Below are 20,108 nucleotides of genomic sequence, written 5' to 3' on the forward strand. Positions count from 1 at the left end.
CCACATAGAAGCTTGACGAAGCAAGGTTTGGCGACTAAAATGGTAATTGCTGTAAAAATTGCAATAAAATTGTGTTGAGATAGGAGATAATTTCCATGGAATTTCAGTTGGATAAAGACTGGCGTCTGCAGCCGATAAAGGGCGCAACTGGTCAAACATACATGGGAATAAAAGAAACAGAGAAAGTGTTCATTAAACGAAACACTTCTCCACTTCTTGCAGCATTGTCTAAAGAAGGGTTAGCCCCGAAGATGATTTGGACAAAGCGGACAGCGAATGGCGACGTACTAACAGCCCAAGAATGGCTGGAAGGACGTTTATTACAGGCGGACGAAATTGGCAAACGCAATGACGTGATTGACGTCTTATACCAATTGCATCATTCCAATTTGCTGAAAGACATGTTGAAAAAAATTGGTGGTGAAGTTTGTACCCCGCTAACAATGTTGAAAGAGTACAAGCGCCAACTACCTAAAGAATTAAAACGAAACAGTTATTTAAAAGAAGTAATCACTTATTTATATAATCATTTACCAGAATATCCAGAAACTAGCTATGTGGCTGTCCACGGCGATGTGAATCATCGGAATTGGTTAGTCTCGAATAATTATCTCTATTTAGTAGATTGGGATTCTGTGATGGTCGCGGACCCAGCGGTAGATTTAGGAATGATTTTGAGTCATTATGTGCCTCGTTCCGGTTGGAATCAATGGTTACTATCTTATGGTTTAATTCCTAATGAAAGTACGGTTCAACGAATTTATTGGTATGGTTTATTTAGCTTTTTACAAGAGATTGTTCGTCATCACCAAGAGGGCGAAAGAAGAGCAATGACTGCAGAAATTTTACAATTAAAACGAATGTTTAGTAGTTAAACTAATTCATTTAACATCCACACAGGCTGGCGAATTTCACCAGTCTGTTTTTAAAAGAAAGGAATTTTAAATATGCGTGTAAGAAATAGACCCGGAGCAGCAGAATATATGGCAAAATATCCACAATATGTGGTAGAAGGTCCTGAAAAATGGCAAGGGAAATGGCAAGAACGTTTTGGCAATAATCATCCCATCCACATTGAAATTGGTTCAGGTAAAGGTCGTTTTATTTATGAAATGGCTAAAGCACATCCTGAAATTAATTATATTGGTATCGATATGCAATTAAGTATTTTATCGATTGCATTAGATAAGCTAGTGGCCGAGCCGTTACCTAATCTACAGTTATTGCGAGTAGACGGCGAAGCATTAACAGAATATTTTGCTGAAAATGAAGTAGATTTAATCTATTTAAATTTTTCAGATCCTTGGCCAAAGAAAAAACATGAAAAACGTCGTTTAACGTATAAAAACTTTTTAGTGACAGATGAAATTATTTTAAAACCAAATGGAGAAATTCATTTTAAAACGGATAATCAAGGTCTCTTCGAATACTCATTAAGTAGCTTTTCTAAATATGGCATGATTATTGAACGTGTGTGGCTGGATTTGCATAATAGCGAGTTTGAAGGCAACATCATGACAGAATATGAAGAAAAATTTTCTAGTCGTGGTCAACGAATTTATCGAGTAGAAGCACGTTTTGTTGCAAAATAAAAACAAGCATTCCTTTATTTTAAGTGAAGGAATGCTTGTTTTTTATTATTTAAGAAAGCCTAAGTTGTCGTTCTTAAAGCATAGGCGTCCAATAAAATTCTTGCCAGAATAGATAATGGTAACCGTGAACGCACTTCATAATCGGGGAAAAAGGAGCCTTCTGATTTGAAGCCCACGAACGGAATTTCAATGTATTTCATTAAACTAGAGTGTTTGCTTGCGGTTAAAAGGATCGTCCCAATTTCTGAGTCGTAACAGTTTTTACCAGCGACAACTAATTCTTGGGTTTCCCCGTTTAAAGAAACAAAAAGAGCCACATCTTTTTTTGATAACTTTTTACTAATATTTTTAATAATTTCTGGGTCCGTATGCAGTTCACAGTATTTGCCAGCCAATTGAAACTTAACCATCATTTCCTGAGCAATTAATTCTGAAAACCCTCTAGCAAAGATAATAATCCGTCGAGAAGCTTTGATTTTTTGGATCGCATCTTCGATATTACCAATTTCAATCATGTTAATCGTACGAGTTACTTCTTCTTCATTCTTTAAAATGGCCGTCCGAATTCCTCGGTCTACTTTTTCTAATGCTGAAAAATTTATATTTTGGTTTTCTTTATCTTTCAAGTGATGCTTGAAGGATGTGAAACCTTCATAGCCTTTCTTTTTCATGGTTCTTACAATCGTCGCAGTTGATACGTTGGCTCGTTCGCTTAATTTTACAATGGAATAATCAGGGATTTCTAAAATATGTGTTTCGATAAAATGCCAGAGATATTGCTCTGACTCACTCAATTTTTGTTCCATAATGGCCAGCCCTTCTTTCTTTCACTAAAAAAACATTTATAAGCCTATTTTTAATGAAAAAAAATAAAAAAGCTAGAGAAATTATGAAATTGTAAATGTTTTCTATATTTTTGCGAAAGAATGAAAACCTTTACATAGCATTTTGAGACATAATAAAGAGGAGAAAGGAGGAACTACAGTGACTATTTATACATGTACATTAAATTTAGCCATTGATTTATTTATCGAAACAGAAGAGCTAGTTCCTTTTGTCGTGAATCGCACGAAGGAAGATGATATTCAAGCAAACGGGAAAGGAGTCAATGTTTCCCTAATTTTAAAGATGTTAGGGATTGATAATACCGCTTTGGGAGTCAAAGCTGGTTTCACTGGGAATTATGTCGAGGATTATTTAAAAGAAAAAGAGATAACCACTGACTTTATCGAAGTCGCTGGCACAACGAGAATCAATGTGTTTACAAAAGTTACCAACGATCAAAAGGAATACAAATTAGTCAATAAGGGACCAAAATTATCTGAAGAACATGTACAGCGTTTTTTGAAAAAAATTTCAGAGTTACGTAAAGGGGATTATTTGTGCGTATCAGGAAGTTTACCACAAGGGGTTTCGCCAAGTATTTTGATTGAAATTAGCCGAATTTGTTTTGAAAAGCAGGTGTTCTTAATTTTAGACAGTAGTTATGAAGAAATTTTAGATTGTTTGCCATATCAACCATTTTTATTGAAACCAAATGAAGAAGAACTTCAAGAGTGGTTTCATACAGAAGTGCAGACTAAGGATGATTACATTTTTTACGGACAAGAATTACTGAAGCGGGGAGCCAAAAACATTTTACTTTCTTTAGGTAGTGACGGGGCCCTATTTATGAATAATGAAAAGGTCCTTTCAGGTAATTCACCAACTGGAATGGTCGTGAATACAGCTTGTTCCGGGGATGCAATGTTAGGTACCTTTTTAGCTGGCTGGCATCAAGGACTTTCATTAGAAAAAAATTTAAAAAGAAGTATTGCAGCAGGTAGTTCAACAGCATTTCGCAAAGGATTGACAGATTTTTCAGATGTTCAGGAGTTAGAGCAACAAATAAGGATTCAAGAGGAGGAATAAACAGATGGCTACGTATCAATTAATAGCTGCTACAGGTTGTCCGACGGGAATAGCGCACACGTATATGGCACAAGAGGCATTGGAACAAGCTGCGAAGCGTAAAGGTATTACGATTAAGGTTGAAACACATGGTCAGATTGGCATAGAAAACGAGTTAACACCTGCAGAAATCCAAGGAGCGGAGGCAGTCATTATTGCCGCCGACAAAGACGTTCAAGCAGAACGTTTTGCTGGGAAACGAATCATTGATGTCCCTGTCAGTGTGGGTATTAAAGAAGCAGATCGCTTAATTGAAGAAGCGCTCGCAGGCAAAGGAACGATTGCGGCCGAAAATCAAGCAGTGGACGAACTTGAACAGGAAACACAGATTTCTTCAGGAAATGTTGGACATAGTATTTATAAAAATTTAATGAATGGTGTCTCTCACATGTTGCCATTTGTAGTAGCAGGTGGCGTTTTAATTGCTCTTTCTTTTGCTATTTGGGGCATTTATTCATTTGATCCAGAAAGTAGTCAGTATAATGCTACCGCCGCTATGTTAAAAAGTATTGGCGATGCTTCAATGGGAATGATGGTGCCGATTTTATCTGCGTATATCGCAGAGGGGATTGCAAAACGGCCTGGTTTGGTTGTGGGTTTTGTCGGTGGTCTGATTGCTAACACTGGTGGCACAGGCTTTTTAGGAGGGATATTATCTGGTTTCCTTGCTGGGTATTTCATTCTGTTATTACAAAGAGTATTTAAAGGTTTGCCTAAATCATTAGATGGTTTAAAAGCAATTTTCCTTTATCCAGTTATTGGCGTTGCAGTGATTGGTATCACTATGTCTTTATTAGCAGATCCGATGAAAGCTGTTAACGAAGGAATGATGAGCTTTTTAGCTAGTTTCCAAAACTCAAGTCCATTGGTTTTAGGAATTATTGTGGGTTGTATGTGCGCGTTTGATATGGGAGGTCCAGTTAATAAAGCGGCCTATGTTACTGGGACAGCTCTCTTAGCTCAAGGAAATACTTCTTTTATGGCAGGAGTTTCTGCTGCCTGCATAGCGCCACCTCTAATTACAGGCTTTGCAACATTATTCTTTGGAAAATACTTTGACACAAATGAACGCAATGCGGGATTAGTGAACTTTATTTTAGGCTCTACACATATTACAGAAGGCGCTATTCCGTTTGCAGCAAAAGATCCATTGAAGGTTTTACCGATTATGATGCTCGGATCTTCAATTGCAGCAGTCCTAACGTATATGTTTGGGGTACAAGTGCCAGCGCCTCATGGAGGATTTCTTGTTTTACCAGTTGTTACTCACGCTGTTCAATGGGTTCTAGCAATTTTAGCTGGTTCATTGGTAGGCGGTTTATTGCTAGGCTTTGTACAAAAAAGTAGAATCGCCAAACAAGAGCAATCGTTATCATAAAAACGAAATAACAGGAATTAGGAGTGGGTGGAATGGCTTTTATTAAAGAAAATCATATTTTTTTAAATCAACATTTACAAACGCAAGAGGATATTTTTCGCTTTTTAGCAAAAAAGTCAACAGAATTGGAAGTTGCTCAGGACGCACAGGAAGTTTTCAATAAGCTGAACGAGCGAGAACAAGAAGGAACAACGGGGATGATGAATGGGTTTGCGATACCTCATGCAAAAGCAGCAACGATTCAACAAGCAGCCATTATCATTGTTACCTTGGACCAAGGTGTTGAGTGGCAGAGCCTTGACAACCAATTAACGGAGTTTGTGATTGCGCTATTTATTCCTGATGCCGAAGCTGGCACGACACATTTGAAATTACTCTCTTCCGTTGCGCGCCTCCTATTAAGAGAAGAAATTACTTCTGGCCTGAAACAAGCAAGTTCGCCAGCTGAAATCGCTACGTTACTAAATAATCAATTGAGTGAGGGAACAGAATGAAAAAAATTAGTGAACAAAAACGTAAACATTTAGAAAATCTGGTAGATAATCAAGGGATTATTGGAGCACTAGCCATTGATCAACGTGGGGCCTTAAAACGCATGATGGGAAATTACAAAGAGGTGACTGCGCAAGAAATTAGTGACTTTAAAGTATTAGTATCTCGTTGCTTAACGCCAGAGACTTCAGCAATTTTGTTGGATCCAGAATATGGCTTAGCTGCTGCTGAAAATCGAGCACAGACTTCAGGTTTGTTACTTGCGTATGAAAAAACGGGCTACGATGCATCGACACCAGGACGGTTACCCGATAGTCTTGATGTTTGGTCGGTTAAGCGTTTAAAAGAAGCGGGCGCAGACGCGTGTAAATTTTTACTTTACTACGATGTTGACGAAAGTGAAGCAATCAATGAACGAAAGAAAGCTTATATAGAACGGATTGGTTCAGAGTGTTTAGCCGAAGAAATTCCATTCTTTTTAGAAATTGTCTCTTATGATGCAAGCAATTCGGATAGTGCTTCAAAAGAATATGCTAAAGTAAAACCGCACAAAGTAATTGAAGCGATGAAAGAATTTTCAAAAGATCGCTATAATGTTGATGTTTTAAAAGTAGAAGTTCCGGTGAACATGAATTTTGTAGAAGGTTTTGGTACTGAAAGTCTTTATAGCCAAGATGAAGCGCAGGCTTTTTTCAAAATGCAAAGTGAAGCAACACAACTTCCATTTATTTTCTTGAGTGCAGGGGTTAGTGCTACGATGTTTCAGGAAACATTGAAATTTGCAAAAAAAGCAGGTTCCTCGTTTAATGGAGTTTTATGTGGTCGCGCAACTTGGGCAGACGGTGTGCTTCCATTTGTCCAACAAGGTGCTGAAGAAACCATTGCGTGGCTTGAAACAACAGGTAAAACAAATGTTGAAGAATTAAATCAGGTTTTAAGAGAGAACGCAGTATCAGTCTTTGAAAAAATACAATAATTAAGCTGAAAATATTTACTGAATTTGAACTAATTGGTCATCTAAATTAAATTTTTTCAGAAATCGTCTTCTTTAAGTGAACTCAATGTACGCAAACTCAAAAGATATGATATAATTATTTCGATATCGATGTATGAACACCCAAAAAGTAACAGTGCTTTACTTTATTTGGGGAAAGTTGGGGTATTATGGGAATTCCTAAAGAAGGCGAGTTTGTAACCATTCAGAGTTATAAACATGACGGACATTTACATCGAACGTGGCGTGATACGATGGTACTAAAAACGAGCGAGTATTCTTTAATTGGTGTGAACGATCACACGTTAGTAACGGAATCCGACGGACGTCGGTGGGTGACTCGTGAACCAGCCATTGTTTATTTTCACAAGAAATATTGGTTCAATATAATAGCAATGATTAGAGAAAAGGGGGTTTCGTATTACTGCAATCTGGCTTCGCCGTATGTTTTAGATGACGAAGCGTTGAAGTATATTGATTATGATTTAGATATCAAGGTTTTTCCAGATGGTGAAAAACGTTTACTAGACGTTGATGAATATGAATTTCATAGTAAACTAATGGATTATCCAGAAGATATTGACTTCATTTTAAAAGAAAATGTCAAGACTTTAGTGGATTGGATTAATAACGAAAAAGGCCCCTTCTCGCCCGAATATGTAGATATCTGGTATCAACGTTATCAACAGCTATCAAAAAAATAGCCGATGTAAACAGCCCACAAAAGGAGCTTGGAGCATTAGCCAAAATGGCTAATGCTCCAAGCTCTAAATTTTCCGATTTAAATGATGTTATAGTTCTTTATTCATTTCGTAGTGTTCAATGCCAGCATCCATAAAAGGCGCCCCTGTTTTTTGATAGCCTAAACGTTCATAAAAGCCTACAGCGGTGACTTGTGCCCCTAGTGTAATCTTGTGGTAGCCTTGTTCTTTGGCAAAATTTTCCGCCGCTTCCATAATCACTCGTCCATAGTCGGCGCCACGGTAAGCTTTTTCAACGGCCATTCGTTGTAATTTTATAACGCCATTTTCTAGTGGAAGTAAGCGACAAGTTGCGACAGCTACATGATCTGTATACAAAACAAAGTGAATACAACGTGCTTCATATTCATCGATTTCCATCTCTTCTGGTACCCCTTGTTCCGCTACGAATACGCGTTGGCGAAGCCGGACAGCATCTAAATAAAGATCACTCATGGTATCTTTGGTTTGAGCTACATGCATAGAAAAACCCCCAAGTTCAGAATCTGTTTCTATTTTATTATACCACGAAAAAGTTCTAGCAATGAAGTATTCTCAATGACTGAGGGGGGAAGGTGTGATAAAATAAAACAGCAACAATTGAATAAAAATAAAGGAGGAGCCGCTGTGATTAATCGATTTAAAGAATCGAAATTATTTTTCTGGTCAGTTGAATTACTTGTCGTGGCCATGCTATTATTTATTGCTTCGAAAATTAATTTCTTATTTGCACCGATTGGGACATTCTTTTCAACGTTGTTTGCCCCAGTCTTAGTAGCAGGCTTTTTGTATTATTTACTAAATCCTGTGGTCAATCTACTAATGAAGACGAAAATGAAACGAATTTATGCCGTCTTACTGGTATTCTTATTACTAATCATCGCCTTAGTTCTGATCTTATTAACAATTATCCCTAAGTTGGCAGATCAGCTAGCTAGTTTAGCATCAAGTATGCCGGATTTCTTTAAACAAGTGGAGACCTGGATTTATGAGATTGCGGAGTTACCTATTTTTAAACAAATTGATTTAACAAGCTATATTGAAAAAATGGATATTTCTTATGCAAACATTATCCAACAATTTTTAAGTAGTTTATCAAGTAGCTTAGGTTCAATCGTATCAACGGTGGCATCAACCACTATTGTTTTGGTCACTGCGCCATTTATTTTATTTTATATGTTAAAAGATGGTGATAAGCTAGTACCAGCGATTCAGCGTTTTTTACCTGAGAAAAGAAAAGATGATATTGTAGATCTTTTAGGACAATTGAACCAAACTTTATCTAGTTATATTAGTGGACAAGCGATTGAATGTTTATTTGTCGGTACATTTACGATTATTGGGTATTCATTACTTGGCGTTCGTTATGCCTTTTTATTTGGTGTCATTGCCGGCTTTACGAATTTGATTCCCTATCTAGGCCCTTATTTAGGCTTAGCGCCCGCTGTCTTAGTGACCATCTTTAATGAACCCGTCAAAGCAGCCTTATGTTGTTTAGTGGTGCTAGTGGTTCAACAATTGGACGGAAATATTATTTATCCAAACGTTATTGGAAAATCTCTAAAAATCCATCCATTAACGATTATTTTAATTTTATTGGTAGCAGGAAATTTAGCAGGTTTGCTAGGTATTTTCCTCGGTGTCCCATTTTACGCAATCTGCCGGACCATTATCTACTATGTTATTGATATGGTCAAAGCGGGTCGTAGTGAAAAAGTTACCAATGCCGTTCTTTTAGGGAATGAAACAAATACGAAAGAAAATAACGGTTAATGATTGAATCCGCTAATCTTTCGTGCTATGATTTTATGGATTAGGATAGAAAATAACCTGTCATAATACTGATTGTGTCTGTTTCTAAGCCTAACCATAAAAAGAGGAAGAACGTTAAAAGAGTACGAAAGTACAGCCTCAGAATTATCAACAATTAAGGAGAGAGAGAACATTATGAATAATGCTGACCCTGAGAGTCAGTCGCTAATTGCGCAACTTCTATTATTAGTCGTGTTGACGTTTATCAATGCCTTTTTGGCAGCGGCGGAAATTGCAGTCGTATCTGTTAACAAGAATCGTGTGGAACAAAAAGCGGAAGACGGCGACGCAAAAGCTCAAAAATTGCTTAAGGTATTGCAAGACCCCAATAACTTTTTATCCACAATCCAAGTAGGGATTACTTTGGTTAATATCCTATCTGGTGCTTCATTAGCAGAGACTTTATCTAGTCGTTTGGCCCCTGTATTAGGTGGTGGCGCCGCAGCTAAGAGTCTTGCCAGTATCATTATCTTAGCATTGTTAACGTACGTTTCTATTGTATTTGGTGAATTATATCCTAAACGAATTGCTATGAATAAATCAGAAGAAGTCGCTCAATTGACTTCTGGTGCAGTCCGCTTTTTAGGAGTCATCGCGCGTCCCTTCGTTTGGTTGCTATCGGCTTCGACCGATTTATTATCTAAAATCACACCAATGACTTTCGATGATGCTGATTCGAAGATGACACGAGATGAAATGCGTTACATGCTTGAAACAGAAGGTGTTTTGGAAAACGAAGAACTAGAAATGCTACAAGGTGTTTTTTCATTAGATACAAAAGTGGCACGAGAAGTAATGGTTCCTCGGACAGACGCATTCATGGTTGATATCCAAGATGATGTCCAAGAAAACATCAATTTAATTTTAGGAGAAAATTATTCTCGGATTCCTGTTTATAGTGAAGACAAAGATAAAATTGTTGGTATTTTACATACCAAAACGTTATTAAAAGCTGCACGTAATTTAGGCTTTGAAAACATTGAATTAGGCGCAATCATTCAAGAACCATTATTTGTTCCAGAAACCATTTTTATTGATGATTTACTTTATGAGTTAAAACGAACACAAAACCAAATGGCGATTTTACTAGATGAATATGGCGGTGTTGTTGGTTTAGCAACACTGGAAGACTTACTAGAAGAAATCGTTGGTGAAATTGATGATGAAACAGATGAAGTAGAAAATTTATATACACAAGTAGATGACAATGAATATTTGGTTCAAGGGCGCATGTTAATTGACGAATTTAATGAAGTATTCGAAACAGATTTACACATGAGCGATGTTGATACGATGGCAGGTTACTTAATTACAGCGTTAGGAACCATTCCTGATGAAGGAGAAAAACCTTCTTTTGAAGTGGGCAATATTAAGTTAACTGCTGAAGAAATGGAAGGCACACGTTTGCTAGTCTTACGCGTTTATTTCTATGATGAAGAAACTGTCGATGAAGAACCAGAAGAAAATCGTCGTTTTTTCCGTAAAGAGTTGGAAGATGACGAACCAAGACGTTAAAAATAACCTGTGGCATCAGTCATTTTGACTAATGTCGCAGGTTTTCCTTTTAAAAAACAGCCAATAGCCGCTCTTTATTCTCAAGGCTTGACATGATATACTAGCAAAGGTTAAACAAAAATTATGCTGAAGAAAATAAATAAATAGACATCACAAGTGATAAGGAGATTTTTATGACGATCAATCAAAAAGAAGCAGTCGATAGTCGCCGTACGTTTGCGATTATTTCCCATCCGGATGCTGGGAAAACAACGATTACTGAACAATTACTATTATTTGGGGGCGCCATCCGCCAAGCTGGAACAGTCAAAGGGAAAAAAACAGGCAACTTTGCCAAATCTGACTGGATGGAAATTGAAAAACAACGGGGAATTTCGGTAACGAGTTCTGTGATGCAGTTTGACTATCAAGACAAACGGATTAATATCTTGGATACCCCAGGGCATGAGGATTTCTCAGAGGATACGTATCGGACATTAATGGCCGTGGATAGTGCTGTAATGGTTATTGATAGTGCCAAAGGGATTGAAGCACAAACGAAAAAACTTTTCCAAGTTGTTAAAAAACGTGGTATTCCAATTTTTACCTTTATTAACAAATTGGACCGTGACGGACGGGAACCATTGGAACTTTTAGAAGAATTGGAAGAACTTTTGGATATTGAATCTTATCCAATGAACTGGCCAATTGGTATGGGGAAAGGCCTAGAAGGTCTATACGATATTTATAATGAACGTGTGGAATTATATCGTCCAGAAAATAATGGTGGGGAGCGTTTTATTCCCTTAAAATATGGCGATATCCCAAGCGATTTACCATTGCACGATAACAGTGTTTATCAACAAGTGTTGGAAGATGTTGAGTTATTGGTAGAAGCAGGTGATGAATTTAGCGAGGAAAAAATCGCTCGCGGTGATCAAACGCCAGTCTTCTTCGGTTCTGCTTTGACAAACTTTGGGGTTCAAACATTTTTAGAAACCTTCTTACAATTTGCGCCTGCACCACATGCGCATAAAACAGAAGAGGGCGGCGAAGTAAGTCCTTACGAAAAAGAATTTTCAGGCTTTGTCTTTAAAATTCAAGCGAATATGAACCCAGCCCATCGTGATCGAATTGCCTTTGTTCGAATTTGTTCAGGTGTTTTTGAAAGAGGCATGGACGTGACCTTAGGTAGAACAGGTAAAAAAGTCAAATTAAGTAACGTGACGCAATTTATGGCGGATGCCCGCGAAAACGTCACAGAAGCTGTTGCAGGCGATATTATCGGCGTGTACGACACGGGAAATTACCAAATTGGCGATACTTTGTATGAAGGGAAAATGAATGTTCAATATGAAGAGTTACCGTCATTTACCCCTGAATTATTCATGAAAGTGACTGCCAAAAACGTGATGAAACAAAAATCTTTCCACAAAGGCATTTACCAACTGGTTCAAGAAGGAGCCATTCAATTATATAAAACATATTTAACGGAAGAATACATCATTGGCGCGGTAGGTCAATTGCAGTTTGAAGTTTTCCAATACCGAATGTCTAATGAATATAACGCCGAAGTGGTAATGACGCCAATGGGTTCTAAAATTGCCCGCTGGATTAATCCAGAAGATTTAGATGAACGCATGAGCTCTAGCCGAAACATTTTGGCACGGGACCGTTTCGACCAACCATTGTTCTTGTTTGAAAACCAATTTGCGGAACGCTGGTTTGCGGATAAATATCCAGATGTTGAACTGAAAAGTTTGATGTAAAATTAATTTGTAATCAATCAGTAGCTGAATCTTTAGAAGATTGAAGCTCGGCGTAGTCATTCTCAAGATGATTGCGCTGAGCTTTTTCTTCTTATAAAGCACTAAAGCAAGCGTGATTGTTTTTTTTGAGATAGAATAATTACTATAACGAACCTATCAAGGAGTGGACAAGAACATGAATTTTTATGGCATCGAGTATTTAAAAGGCCAATCTAATTTAAATGATTACTTAAAGTATTTTTTTATTTTTGCTTTGTTAATCGGGCTAGTCATTGTGTTTAGTTTCTATGTGCGACATCAAATTCAAACGAAATATCGTGAATTAAGTATTATTATTTTTTTATCATTGTTATTTGTTTTAGGAGTTCAATATTCCAATTATCAACTGAACCAAAATCAGCATTCACAATCTTCACAAATGGTACATTTTGTTGAACAAGTGGCACAGGAAAAAAAGGTTTCTCCAGAAAAAGTTTATGTCAATGGTACACAATTGGCTGATGGAACCATTGTTAAAATTGACGAAGTGTTTTATAAAATGAGTTTAAGTGCAGACCAGCAGTCTTATACGTTACAAGAAACCTATTTATTAACGCCAACGATTGAAATAATAAAGTAAAGTGAGGGAAAATTAATGCAGTTTTATAGTCCAATTATTATTAAATTTGCTTTGGGTATTATTTGTTTAATTGTCCAAATTAATTTGATGGGAAAAGGCAATTTGGCGCCCACATCGGCCATGGATCAAGTGCAAAACTATGTATTGGGGGGCATTATTGGTGGTGTCATTTATAATGATTCAATTACGGTACTCCAATTTGTATTAGTGTTAATTTTGTGGACATTATTAGTTTTAATTTTAAAATTTGCAAAAGAACACAATCGCTATGTGAAACAAATTGTGGATGGTAAACCCATTACTTTAATTAAGGATGGACAGGTTGAGGTGAAGGAATGTTTGAAAAATGGTATTTCTGCAAATGATCTGATGTTTAAACTACGAGCAAATGGTATTTATGAAGTCCAGCTTGTTAAACGGGCGGTTTTAGAACAAAACGGTCAATTAACGATCGTCGAATACGGCGATGAAAGTATTCGTTACCCGATTATTGTGGACGGTCAAGCCAACATGGATGTCCTGGAGTTAATCAAAAAAGATGAGCACTGGCTATTAACGCAAATTCAAGAACAAGGCTTCCAAAGATTACAGGAAATCTATTTAGGTGAATATTTATCTGGACAGTTAAGTTTATCGCCATATGAAGAAAAAACAATTGCGTAGCTATACTTTTCATCCTACTTATATTAAAATTAAATGGTAATTCAATGAGTTTTAAAAGGAGGACAAATGAAAACTAAAAAGATAGCTGTCGGGTTATTTTGTTCAATAATTATTTTAATGGGGTGCCAACCAGATCAACAAACTGAAATAATGAAAGAAAGTACTGAAGCAGAAGCAGTCCAAGTAACGAGTGGTGCCTCGGCAGCCACTAATGCCACTTCTGTAAAGCAGGAGGCGCAGGGAAATACGAATAATCAACCGAAGGAGAGTGCTGCCAAAGTGAGTTATGAGCGTAATGGACATACCTTTGAAGTTGATGCTGTTTCTGGCGCTACAGTAGAAGCTAATAATGGACAATCAGGAATTAGTCCAGAAGAAAAAGCCCAGAAGATGTATTGGTCAGGTCGTCCAGAAATCGGGGAAGTTCAAGGGGATTATTATCATCATGAAGTCGTGTTTGATGGCGGCTATACGGCTTTAATTGATGTAGTTGTTAAGGATCAACAAATTCAGTTCGTGGAATTTGATGAACGCGGACCTAAAAACTATTATTCTGAAGAATGGGCAGGAGTGACAAAACGTTTATCCGGCTATGCAAATTTTCAAGCGAACAACGCCCGAACCGATCAATCGTTAGTAACCGTTGTTAATACGATGACTTTTTTAGAAAATCAAATGGTTGCCGAAAATCGTCTAGACGGTGCCTTCCAGACAGCCAAAGGTCAATCCAATAGCGCTAATAATGGCTATCTTCCTGCTGCTAGGGCTTTAGCCAAGGAAATCAAAGAACCCTCAAAAGAACATTATACAAGTCTAACAGAAGATTTTGGGGAGGGACTTTCTGGACGTTTAACTGTTATTACGTTAAAAGATTCAGGGAAAATAACAGATCTTCGTTATGATGAATATTTTGCAGATACAGAAGAAGAGATTAAAGATGCGAAACTGAAGGCTTATTCCCGCCAATCAAAATATTTTTCAAAAGATTATGCTCAAAAATCGGGAGAAAATTTCAAAAAAGAAGTGGATGACTTAAGAAAAAAAGCAATTGAGGAAAACAAATTAGTCAGTCCGACAAATGAGGAAGCCTGGTCGGAAAATTATCAAAGCCTTGTAAAAAAATAACGTCACAATAAATTAAAAAACTGCCGAAGTGGGGAAACTTCGGCAGTTTTTTAGTTTTCCATGAGAGAAACTTTTAACGGAACAGACACTTCGGTCACATGGTTTAACTCAATGATAGAAATTTCATCTGGGTCATAAGCCTCTTTAGGTAATCGTTTTAACAATTTTGCTAAAATTTCTTTTACTTCTGTCGGACGAATACGACGATTTTTATTCATAATCAGAACTTCCACATGGTGAGCTGCTTCCGAATAGACAGCGGTCGTGTTTCCTGCTGAGTAGACTTTTACAAAGTAAGCATCCGTGTTTTCCAATTGTTTATTTACTAATTGTTTGTAGCTATTGGTCACATTCACTAATTTCATTTTATCACCTCATTATAGTTGTGTGCTGCAAAAGAGCGTTTCCAATTATGTACAGGAGTTCCAGATTGAATTTTTTCTCTGAGGAACAAGTATACGAAGATCTTTCTTCTATTATAGTTTTTTTTGATGAAAATAAAAAGTGAAAAGCATAAAAAAAATCCGCACGCATTGTTATTAATGCGTGTGGATTTTTGATTATTCTGCTTGGTCAGATGTTGAAGTTTCTGTTTTAGTCACTTCTTGTGCGCCAGTTACGATAATTTTACCTTCGTTATCTAACGCTGCGACTAATTGATGATTTTCAGGATGATCTAGATAGTATTCAGCAATGCCGTCTTCAATTTGTTCTTGAATTGTTCGACGTAAAGGACGAGCGCCCATTGCAGGATCATAACCTAAATCAACGAGTTTCTCTTTGACTTCTGTTGGAACCTCAATGTGTAATTTTTGTTTAGCTAATAAGCCATTTACTTCTTCTAACATCAAGCTGACAATGTTCATCAGGTTTTCTTTACTTAATGCTTTGAATTCGATGATACCATCGAAACGATTAAGGAATTCGGGGGTGAAGAAGTTGTTCAATTGACCTAAAACAGATTTAGTCACACCTTCACGGGCAGCACCGAAGCCAACGTTGGCTTCCACAGCTCCTGTTCCAGCATTACTTGTCATGATAATGATGGTGTCTTTAAAGCTGACTGTACGACCTTGTGCATCTGTTAAACGACCATCGTCGAGAATTTGTAAAAACATGTGTAAAACATCAGGATGCGCTTTTTCAATTTCATCCAATAAAATTAAACTATAAGGATTACGGCGGACTTTTTCTGTGAGTTGTCCAGCTTCGTCATACCCAACATAGCCTGGAGGAGAACCAATCAGTTTAGAAACACTGTGTTTTTCCATATACTCACTCATATCGAAACGAACCATCGAATCTTCTGAACCGAATAGCTCAAAGGCTAATTGTTTCGCTAATTCTGTTTTACCAACGCCTGTTGGCCCTACAAATAAGAAGGAACCAATTGGACGGTTTTGCTTGCCTAAGCCTACACGATTGCGGCGAATCGCTTTAGCTACTTTATCGACGGCATCATCTTGTCCGACAACGTGAGCTTTTAAGTCAACAGCTAAATTTTTCAATTGGGTTTGTTCTTTTTCTTTTAAGTCACCAACAGGAATACCAGTTTTTTGTTCCACAATGGCTTCAATATCTTTTTCAGTGATGACTGGTGTTTCTTCATCGCTGATTTGTTTTTCTTTCATTGCTTGTAATTTATTGATTTGATCACGATAGTAAGCCGCTTTTTCAAAATCTTCTTCTGCGGAAGCTTGTTGTTTTTGTTGTTCCGCTTCTGCTAATTTTTTATCAATTGTTTTTGGATCGACGAGTTGAATGGTTAGATTCATTTTAGAACCAGATTCATCTAACAAGTCAATCGCTTTATCTGGTAAAAAGCGATCTTGAATGTAACGGTTGGATAAGTTTGCTGCTGCGTTAATCGCTTCATCTGTATATTTGACATGATGATAATCTTCATAACGTTTTTGCAGACCACGTAAAATCGTAATGGTTTCGGCAACGGTTGGCTCATCGACTTGGACTGGTTGCATCCGACGTTCTAAGGCAGCGTCTTTTTCAATAATACGGTACTCATTTAAAGTTGTGGCACCGACTAATTGTAATTCACCACGTGCTAAGGCTGGTTTTAAAATATTGCCAGCATCCATATTGCCATCACCAGCAGCGCCAGCACCCACAATTTCATGGACTTCATCAATAAATAAAATGACATTTTCAGCTTCAGTGATTTCTTCAATCAATTTTTGCATCCGTTCTTCAAATTGTCCGCGAATACCAGTTCCTTGAACAAGTGAAACCACATCTAAACGAATGACTTCTTTGTCCAATAATTTTTGGGGCACATCGCCATCGACAATTTTTTGGGCTAAACCTTCGACAACGGCTGTTTTACCGACACCTGGTTCACCGATTAAAACGGGATTGTTTTTTGTGCGGCGATTTAAGATTTCAATGACCCGCTTAATTTCCTGGTCACGTCCTACCACAGGATCGATATCTCCTTGGCGTGCCGCTTCGGTAATGTTAATCCCATACTCGCCTAGTAAACCTTGACCAGCGCCAGCGCCTCCCCGAGGGGGTTGACCGCCATTGCCACCCTCACCAAATTGAGTGGGTGGTGTTTGTTGTTCATAAGGATTACCTTGTTGCATTTGACGAGAAAGCGAGCGATATAAATCGTCTAAACTCCCAAAGCCAAAAGGGTCTTGTCCCATATTTTGAGGGGAATTATTTGCTTGATTTTTTAATTTTTGATAGCAGCTTTGGCAATAGTCCAGTTGTTTTCTTTGACCATTCACATTTGCATATAAATGAATTGTTGCTTCATTTTGTTGACAATTTTGACAAATCATTGAATGAAACACATCCTTTCAAAATAACTGAGGCCAGAAAAATAGTTGTTTGCTCTATTATTTCTAGTAAACAGACCGTTTTTCCTCAAACCAGCCAAGTACTAGATAGCAGGAATAAATTCTGTCTATAAAACCACTTGACCATTTTTGACCTTTGAGGTTATTATAGCATTTTTTGTAAGAGAATCAAGTAAAAGACCTTGTTTAAAAAAAGGCAAAGATTCGATTTTTTTACAGACAATTGCGCCGTTTTAAAGTAAACTGTAAGAGTTGATATTTAAGAGAAAGAGTGGTGAAATCAATGGCTGAAAATCCTTTTGTAGAAAAAATTGCTTCATTAAAAGCTGGAGAAATCTCTGAATTAATCGTGGAGCAAAATGAATTTTTCCAATTTCGTGATGCTTGGATTTCTTTGCCTGATCGCGCGGAAATTGTTGGAGAAGCGGGATTAAATGGACGAATCATTTATCGTTACCAAAAAGAGGAAGAATAGTCAGTGCAAAACATCACGAAATTTAAGCAAAAAGTGTTGTGTAAGATAGAAAAAAATGGTAATCTTAGAAACTGAAAGGGTCTTTTTTCGAGTAGACGTTTGATTTTAGCGTGTCAAGAAAGGAAAACCCTAACATAAAAATTTTTTATTTACGAAGGAGACCGATTTATATGGAAAAGAAAGAATTTCACATTGTAGCAGAAACAGGAATTCACGCACGTCCAGCTACTTTATTAGTACAAACTGCAAGCAAATTTAACTCAGATATTAACTTAGAATACAAAGGTAAATCTGTTAACTTAAAATCAATCATGGGTGTTATGTCTTTAGGCGTTGGTCAAGGTTCTGACGTAACAATCACTGTTGATGGTGCTGACGAAGCTGAAGGAATGGCAGCAATCGTTGAAACATTACAAAAAGAAGGATTGGCTGAATAATGTCTGAGATGCTAAAAGGGATTGCCGCAAGTGATGGCGTTGCTGTTGCTAAAGCTTACCTGCTAGTTCAACCTGACTTGTCTTTCAACAAAACTTCCGTAGAAGATACTGAAGCAGAAGCAACTCGCTTAGACGATGCTTTAGCAAAATCTACTGAAGAGTTGCAAGCAATTCGCGACAAAGCAGCTCAAAGCCTTGGTGAAGCAGAAGCGCAAGTTTTCGATGCTCATTTAATGGTTTTATCTGACCCAGAAATGGTTGGTCAAATCAAACAAAATATCCAAGATAACAAAGTCAATGCAGAAGCTGCCTTGAAAGAAGTTACGGATATGTATATTGGTATGTTTGAAGCAATGGATGATAATGCTTACATGCAAGAGCGTGCAGCAGATATTCGTGACGTTGCCAAACGTATCTTAGCACATTTATTAGGTGTGACTCTTCCAAATCCTTCAATGATTAACGAAGAAGTCATCGTGGTTGCCCACGACTTAACACCTAGTGATACTGCACAATTAGACCGTACGTATGTTAAAGCCTTTGTGACAGACATCGGCGGACGTACTTCTCACTCAGCAATCATGGCTCGTTCGTTAGAAATCCCTGCAATCGTTGGTACAAAAGAAATTACTGACAAAGTAAAAGCAGGCGATATTTTAGCAGTGAACGGAATCATTGGGGATGTTATTATTGACCCAACAGATGCTGAAAAATCTGAATTTGAAGCAGAAGCAAAAGCCTATGCAGATCAAAAAGCAGAATGGGATAAACTAAAAAATGCAGAAACAGTGACAGCTGACGGTAAACATGTTGAGTTAGCTGCAAACATTGGTACACCAAAAGATTTAGAAGGCGTACACAAAAACGGCGGCGAAGCTGTTGGTTTATATCGTACAGAATTCTTATACATGGATTCATCTGACTTTCCAACTGAAGAGGACCAATACCAAGCGTATAAAGCAGTTCTTGAAGGAATGGAAGGAAAACCAGTTGTGGTTCGTACAATGGATATCGGTGGGGACAAAGAGCTTCCTTACCTAACATTACCACACGAAATGAACCCATTCTTAGGTTACCGTGCATTACGTATTAGCTTATCAGAACTAGGTGACGGCATGTTCCGTACACAAATGCGTGCATTATTACGTGCGTCTGTTCACGGTAACTTACGTATCATGTTCCCAATGGTTGCTACTTTGAAAGAATTTAGAGCAGCGAAAGCAATCTTTGAAGACGAAAAACAAAAATTAGTCAACGAAGGTGTTGAAGTTTCAAACGATATCCAAGTAGGTATTATGATTGAAATTCCAGCAGCTGCCGTATTAGCTGATAAATTTGCCAAAGAAGTTGACTTCTTTAGTGTTGGAACCAACGACTTAATCCAATACACAATGGCGGCAGACCGCATGAACGAACGCGTGTCTTACTTATACCAACCATACAACCCATCAATCTTACGTTTAATTAAAAATGTAATTGATGCAGCACACGCTGAAGGTAAATGGGCTGGTATGTGTGGTGAAATGGCGGGCGATCAAACAGCTGTTCCATTACTATTGGGTATGGGCTTAGATGAGTTCTCAATGAGTGCTACATCTATCCTTAAAACACGTAGCTTGATGAAACGTCTAGACACAACTAAAATGGCTGAACTTGCTGACCGCGCATTAAAAGAATGCGACACGATGGAAGAAGTCGTTGCATTAGTTGAAGAATATACAAAATAATTAAGTGATTATGAAAGCACAT

At 37.6% G+C, this 20,108-nt stretch carries 20 protein-coding genes; 16 read left to right on the forward strand and 4 right to left on the reverse strand.

Annotated features, from left to right (window positions below; all coding sequences use genetic code 11):
* The first annotated feature begins 95 nt into the window (after window positions 1-95).
* Entirely contained in the window at window positions 96-875 is a 780-nt protein-coding gene (locus tag IGI87_RS02510; protein ID WP_104853940.1) for a phosphotransferase family protein, read from the forward strand.
* 72 nt (window positions 876-947) lie between these two features.
* Window positions 948-1,592: a tRNA (guanosine(46)-N7)-methyltransferase TrmB gene (gene trmB, locus IGI87_RS02515; protein ID WP_438736168.1), complete on the forward strand. Its 645-nt coding sequence runs from the start codon at window positions 948-950 to the stop codon at window positions 1,590-1,592.
* Window positions 1,593-1,651: 59 nt separating this feature from the next.
* On the opposite strand, the gene IGI87_RS02520 is transcribed toward trmB, so the two are convergent.
* Window positions 1,652-2,398, reverse strand: coding sequence for a MurR/RpiR family transcriptional regulator (locus tag IGI87_RS02520; protein WP_002363162.1), 747 nt, complete (start codon window positions 2,396-2,398; stop codon window positions 1,652-1,654).
* 178 nt (window positions 2,399-2,576) lie between these two features.
* Here IGI87_RS02520 and pfkB point away from each other — a divergent pair, with 178 nt between their 5' ends.
* From pfkB to bph, 5 genes are all read left to right on the forward strand, one after another.
* Complete coding sequence (pfkB, locus tag IGI87_RS02525) at window positions 2,577-3,503, forward strand: 1-phosphofructokinase (protein ID WP_438736170.1); 927 nt, start codon at window positions 2,577-2,579, stop codon at window positions 3,501-3,503.
* Between the two features lie 4 nt (window positions 3,504-3,507).
* On the forward strand, window positions 3,508-4,920 hold the full coding sequence (locus IGI87_RS02530; RefSeq protein ID WP_438736171.1) for a PTS fructose transporter subunit IIC: 1,413 nt from the start codon (window positions 3,508-3,510) through the stop codon (window positions 4,918-4,920).
* A 32-nt stretch (window positions 4,921-4,952) separates the two neighbouring features.
* A complete protein-coding gene (locus tag IGI87_RS02535; RefSeq protein ID WP_438736173.1) occupies window positions 4,953-5,414 on the forward strand; it encodes a fructose PTS transporter subunit IIA in 462 nt (153 codons plus the stop codon).
* Window positions 5,411-6,388, forward strand: coding sequence for a tagatose-bisphosphate aldolase (gene lacD / locus IGI87_RS02540; protein WP_438736174.1), 978 nt, complete (start codon window positions 5,411-5,413; stop codon window positions 6,386-6,388). The genes IGI87_RS02535 and lacD overlap by 4 nt, the downstream gene beginning before the upstream one ends.
* 188 nt (window positions 6,389-6,576) lie before the next feature.
* Window positions 6,577-7,110: a biofilm phosphatase Bph gene (gene bph / locus IGI87_RS02545; protein ID WP_002355538.1), complete on the forward strand. Its 534-nt coding sequence runs from the start codon at window positions 6,577-6,579 to the stop codon at window positions 7,108-7,110.
* A gap of 87 nt (window positions 7,111-7,197) precedes the next feature.
* Here the strand turns inward: bph and IGI87_RS02550 are convergent, their stop codons facing one another.
* Window positions 7,198-7,629 carry a GNAT family N-acetyltransferase gene (locus IGI87_RS02550; RefSeq protein ID WP_280211332.1) on the reverse strand — a complete coding sequence of 144 codons (432 nt, stop codon included), beginning with the start codon at window positions 7,627-7,629 and terminating at the stop codon, window positions 7,198-7,200.
* 75 nt (window positions 7,630-7,704) lie between these two features.
* Between IGI87_RS02550 and IGI87_RS02555 the strand changes: the two genes are divergently transcribed.
* The 6 genes from IGI87_RS02555 (at window position 7,705) to IGI87_RS02580 (ending at window position 14,628) form a co-directional block, all read left to right on the forward strand.
* Complete coding sequence (locus IGI87_RS02555; protein ID WP_002384914.1) at window positions 7,705-8,919, forward strand: AI-2E family transporter; 1,215 nt, start codon at window positions 7,705-7,707, stop codon at window positions 8,917-8,919.
* A 174-nt stretch (window positions 8,920-9,093) separates the two neighbouring features.
* The gene (locus IGI87_RS02560) at window positions 9,094-10,473 is read left to right on the forward strand and encodes a hemolysin family protein (protein WP_104853947.1); all 1,380 of its coding nucleotides are present in this window, start codon (window positions 9,094-9,096) and stop codon (window positions 10,471-10,473) included.
* A gap of 173 nt (window positions 10,474-10,646) precedes the next feature.
* Window positions 10,647-12,221, forward strand: a complete 1,575-nt coding sequence (locus tag IGI87_RS02565) for a peptide chain release factor 3 (protein WP_438736175.1) — start codon at window positions 10,647-10,649, stop codon at window positions 12,219-12,221.
* Between the two features lie 175 nt (window positions 12,222-12,396).
* Window positions 12,397-12,840 carry a DUF3290 domain-containing protein gene (locus tag IGI87_RS02570; RefSeq protein WP_280211334.1) on the forward strand — a complete coding sequence of 148 codons (444 nt, stop codon included), beginning with the start codon at window positions 12,397-12,399 and terminating at the stop codon, window positions 12,838-12,840.
* Between the two features lie 15 nt (window positions 12,841-12,855).
* The gene (locus tag IGI87_RS02575) at window positions 12,856-13,503 is read left to right on the forward strand and encodes a DUF421 domain-containing protein (protein ID WP_104853950.1); all 648 of its coding nucleotides are present in this window, start codon (window positions 12,856-12,858) and stop codon (window positions 13,501-13,503) included.
* Between the two features lie 66 nt (window positions 13,504-13,569).
* Entirely contained in the window at window positions 13,570-14,628 is a 1,059-nt protein-coding gene (locus IGI87_RS02580; RefSeq protein ID WP_438736177.1) for a hypothetical protein, read from the forward strand.
* 50 nt (window positions 14,629-14,678) lie between these two features.
* Here IGI87_RS02580 and IGI87_RS02585 read toward each other — a convergent pair whose 3' ends face one another.
* Together IGI87_RS02585 and IGI87_RS02590 are read right to left on the reverse strand one after the other, a co-directional pair.
* Window positions 14,679-14,993 carry a DUF1827 family protein gene (locus IGI87_RS02585; protein ID WP_002355547.1) on the reverse strand — a complete coding sequence of 105 codons (315 nt, stop codon included), beginning with the start codon at window positions 14,991-14,993 and terminating at the stop codon, window positions 14,679-14,681.
* 195 nt (window positions 14,994-15,188) lie between these two features.
* Window positions 15,189-17,429, reverse strand: coding sequence for an AAA family ATPase (locus IGI87_RS02590; protein WP_438736179.1), 2,241 nt, complete (start codon window positions 17,427-17,429; stop codon window positions 15,189-15,191).
* A gap of 301 nt (window positions 17,430-17,730) precedes the next feature.
* Here IGI87_RS02590 and IGI87_RS02595 point away from each other — a divergent pair, with 301 nt between their 5' ends.
* The 3 genes from IGI87_RS02595 (at window position 17,731) to ptsP (ending at window position 20,086) form a co-directional block, all read left to right on the forward strand.
* On the forward strand, window positions 17,731-17,922 hold the full coding sequence (locus IGI87_RS02595) for a hypothetical protein (RefSeq protein WP_002366170.1): 192 nt from the start codon (window positions 17,731-17,733) through the stop codon (window positions 17,920-17,922).
* Window positions 17,923-18,092: 170 nt separating this feature from the next.
* Entirely contained in the window at window positions 18,093-18,359 is a 267-nt protein-coding gene (locus tag IGI87_RS02600) for a phosphocarrier protein HPr (protein WP_002355551.1), read from the forward strand.
* Window positions 18,359-20,086 (forward strand): phosphoenolpyruvate--protein phosphotransferase, encoded by a 1,728-nt coding sequence (ptsP, locus tag IGI87_RS02605; protein WP_002363173.1) that lies wholly within the window; start codon window positions 18,359-18,361, stop codon window positions 20,084-20,086. The genes IGI87_RS02600 and ptsP overlap by 1 nt, the downstream gene beginning before the upstream one ends.
* Window positions 20,087-20,108 lie beyond the last annotated feature (22 nt).

Origin of the sequence: Enterococcus sp. DIV1444a (assembly GCF_051712125.1) — a bacterium.
Classification (GTDB): domain Bacteria; phylum Bacillota; class Bacilli; order Lactobacillales; family Enterococcaceae; genus Enterococcus; species Enterococcus faecalis.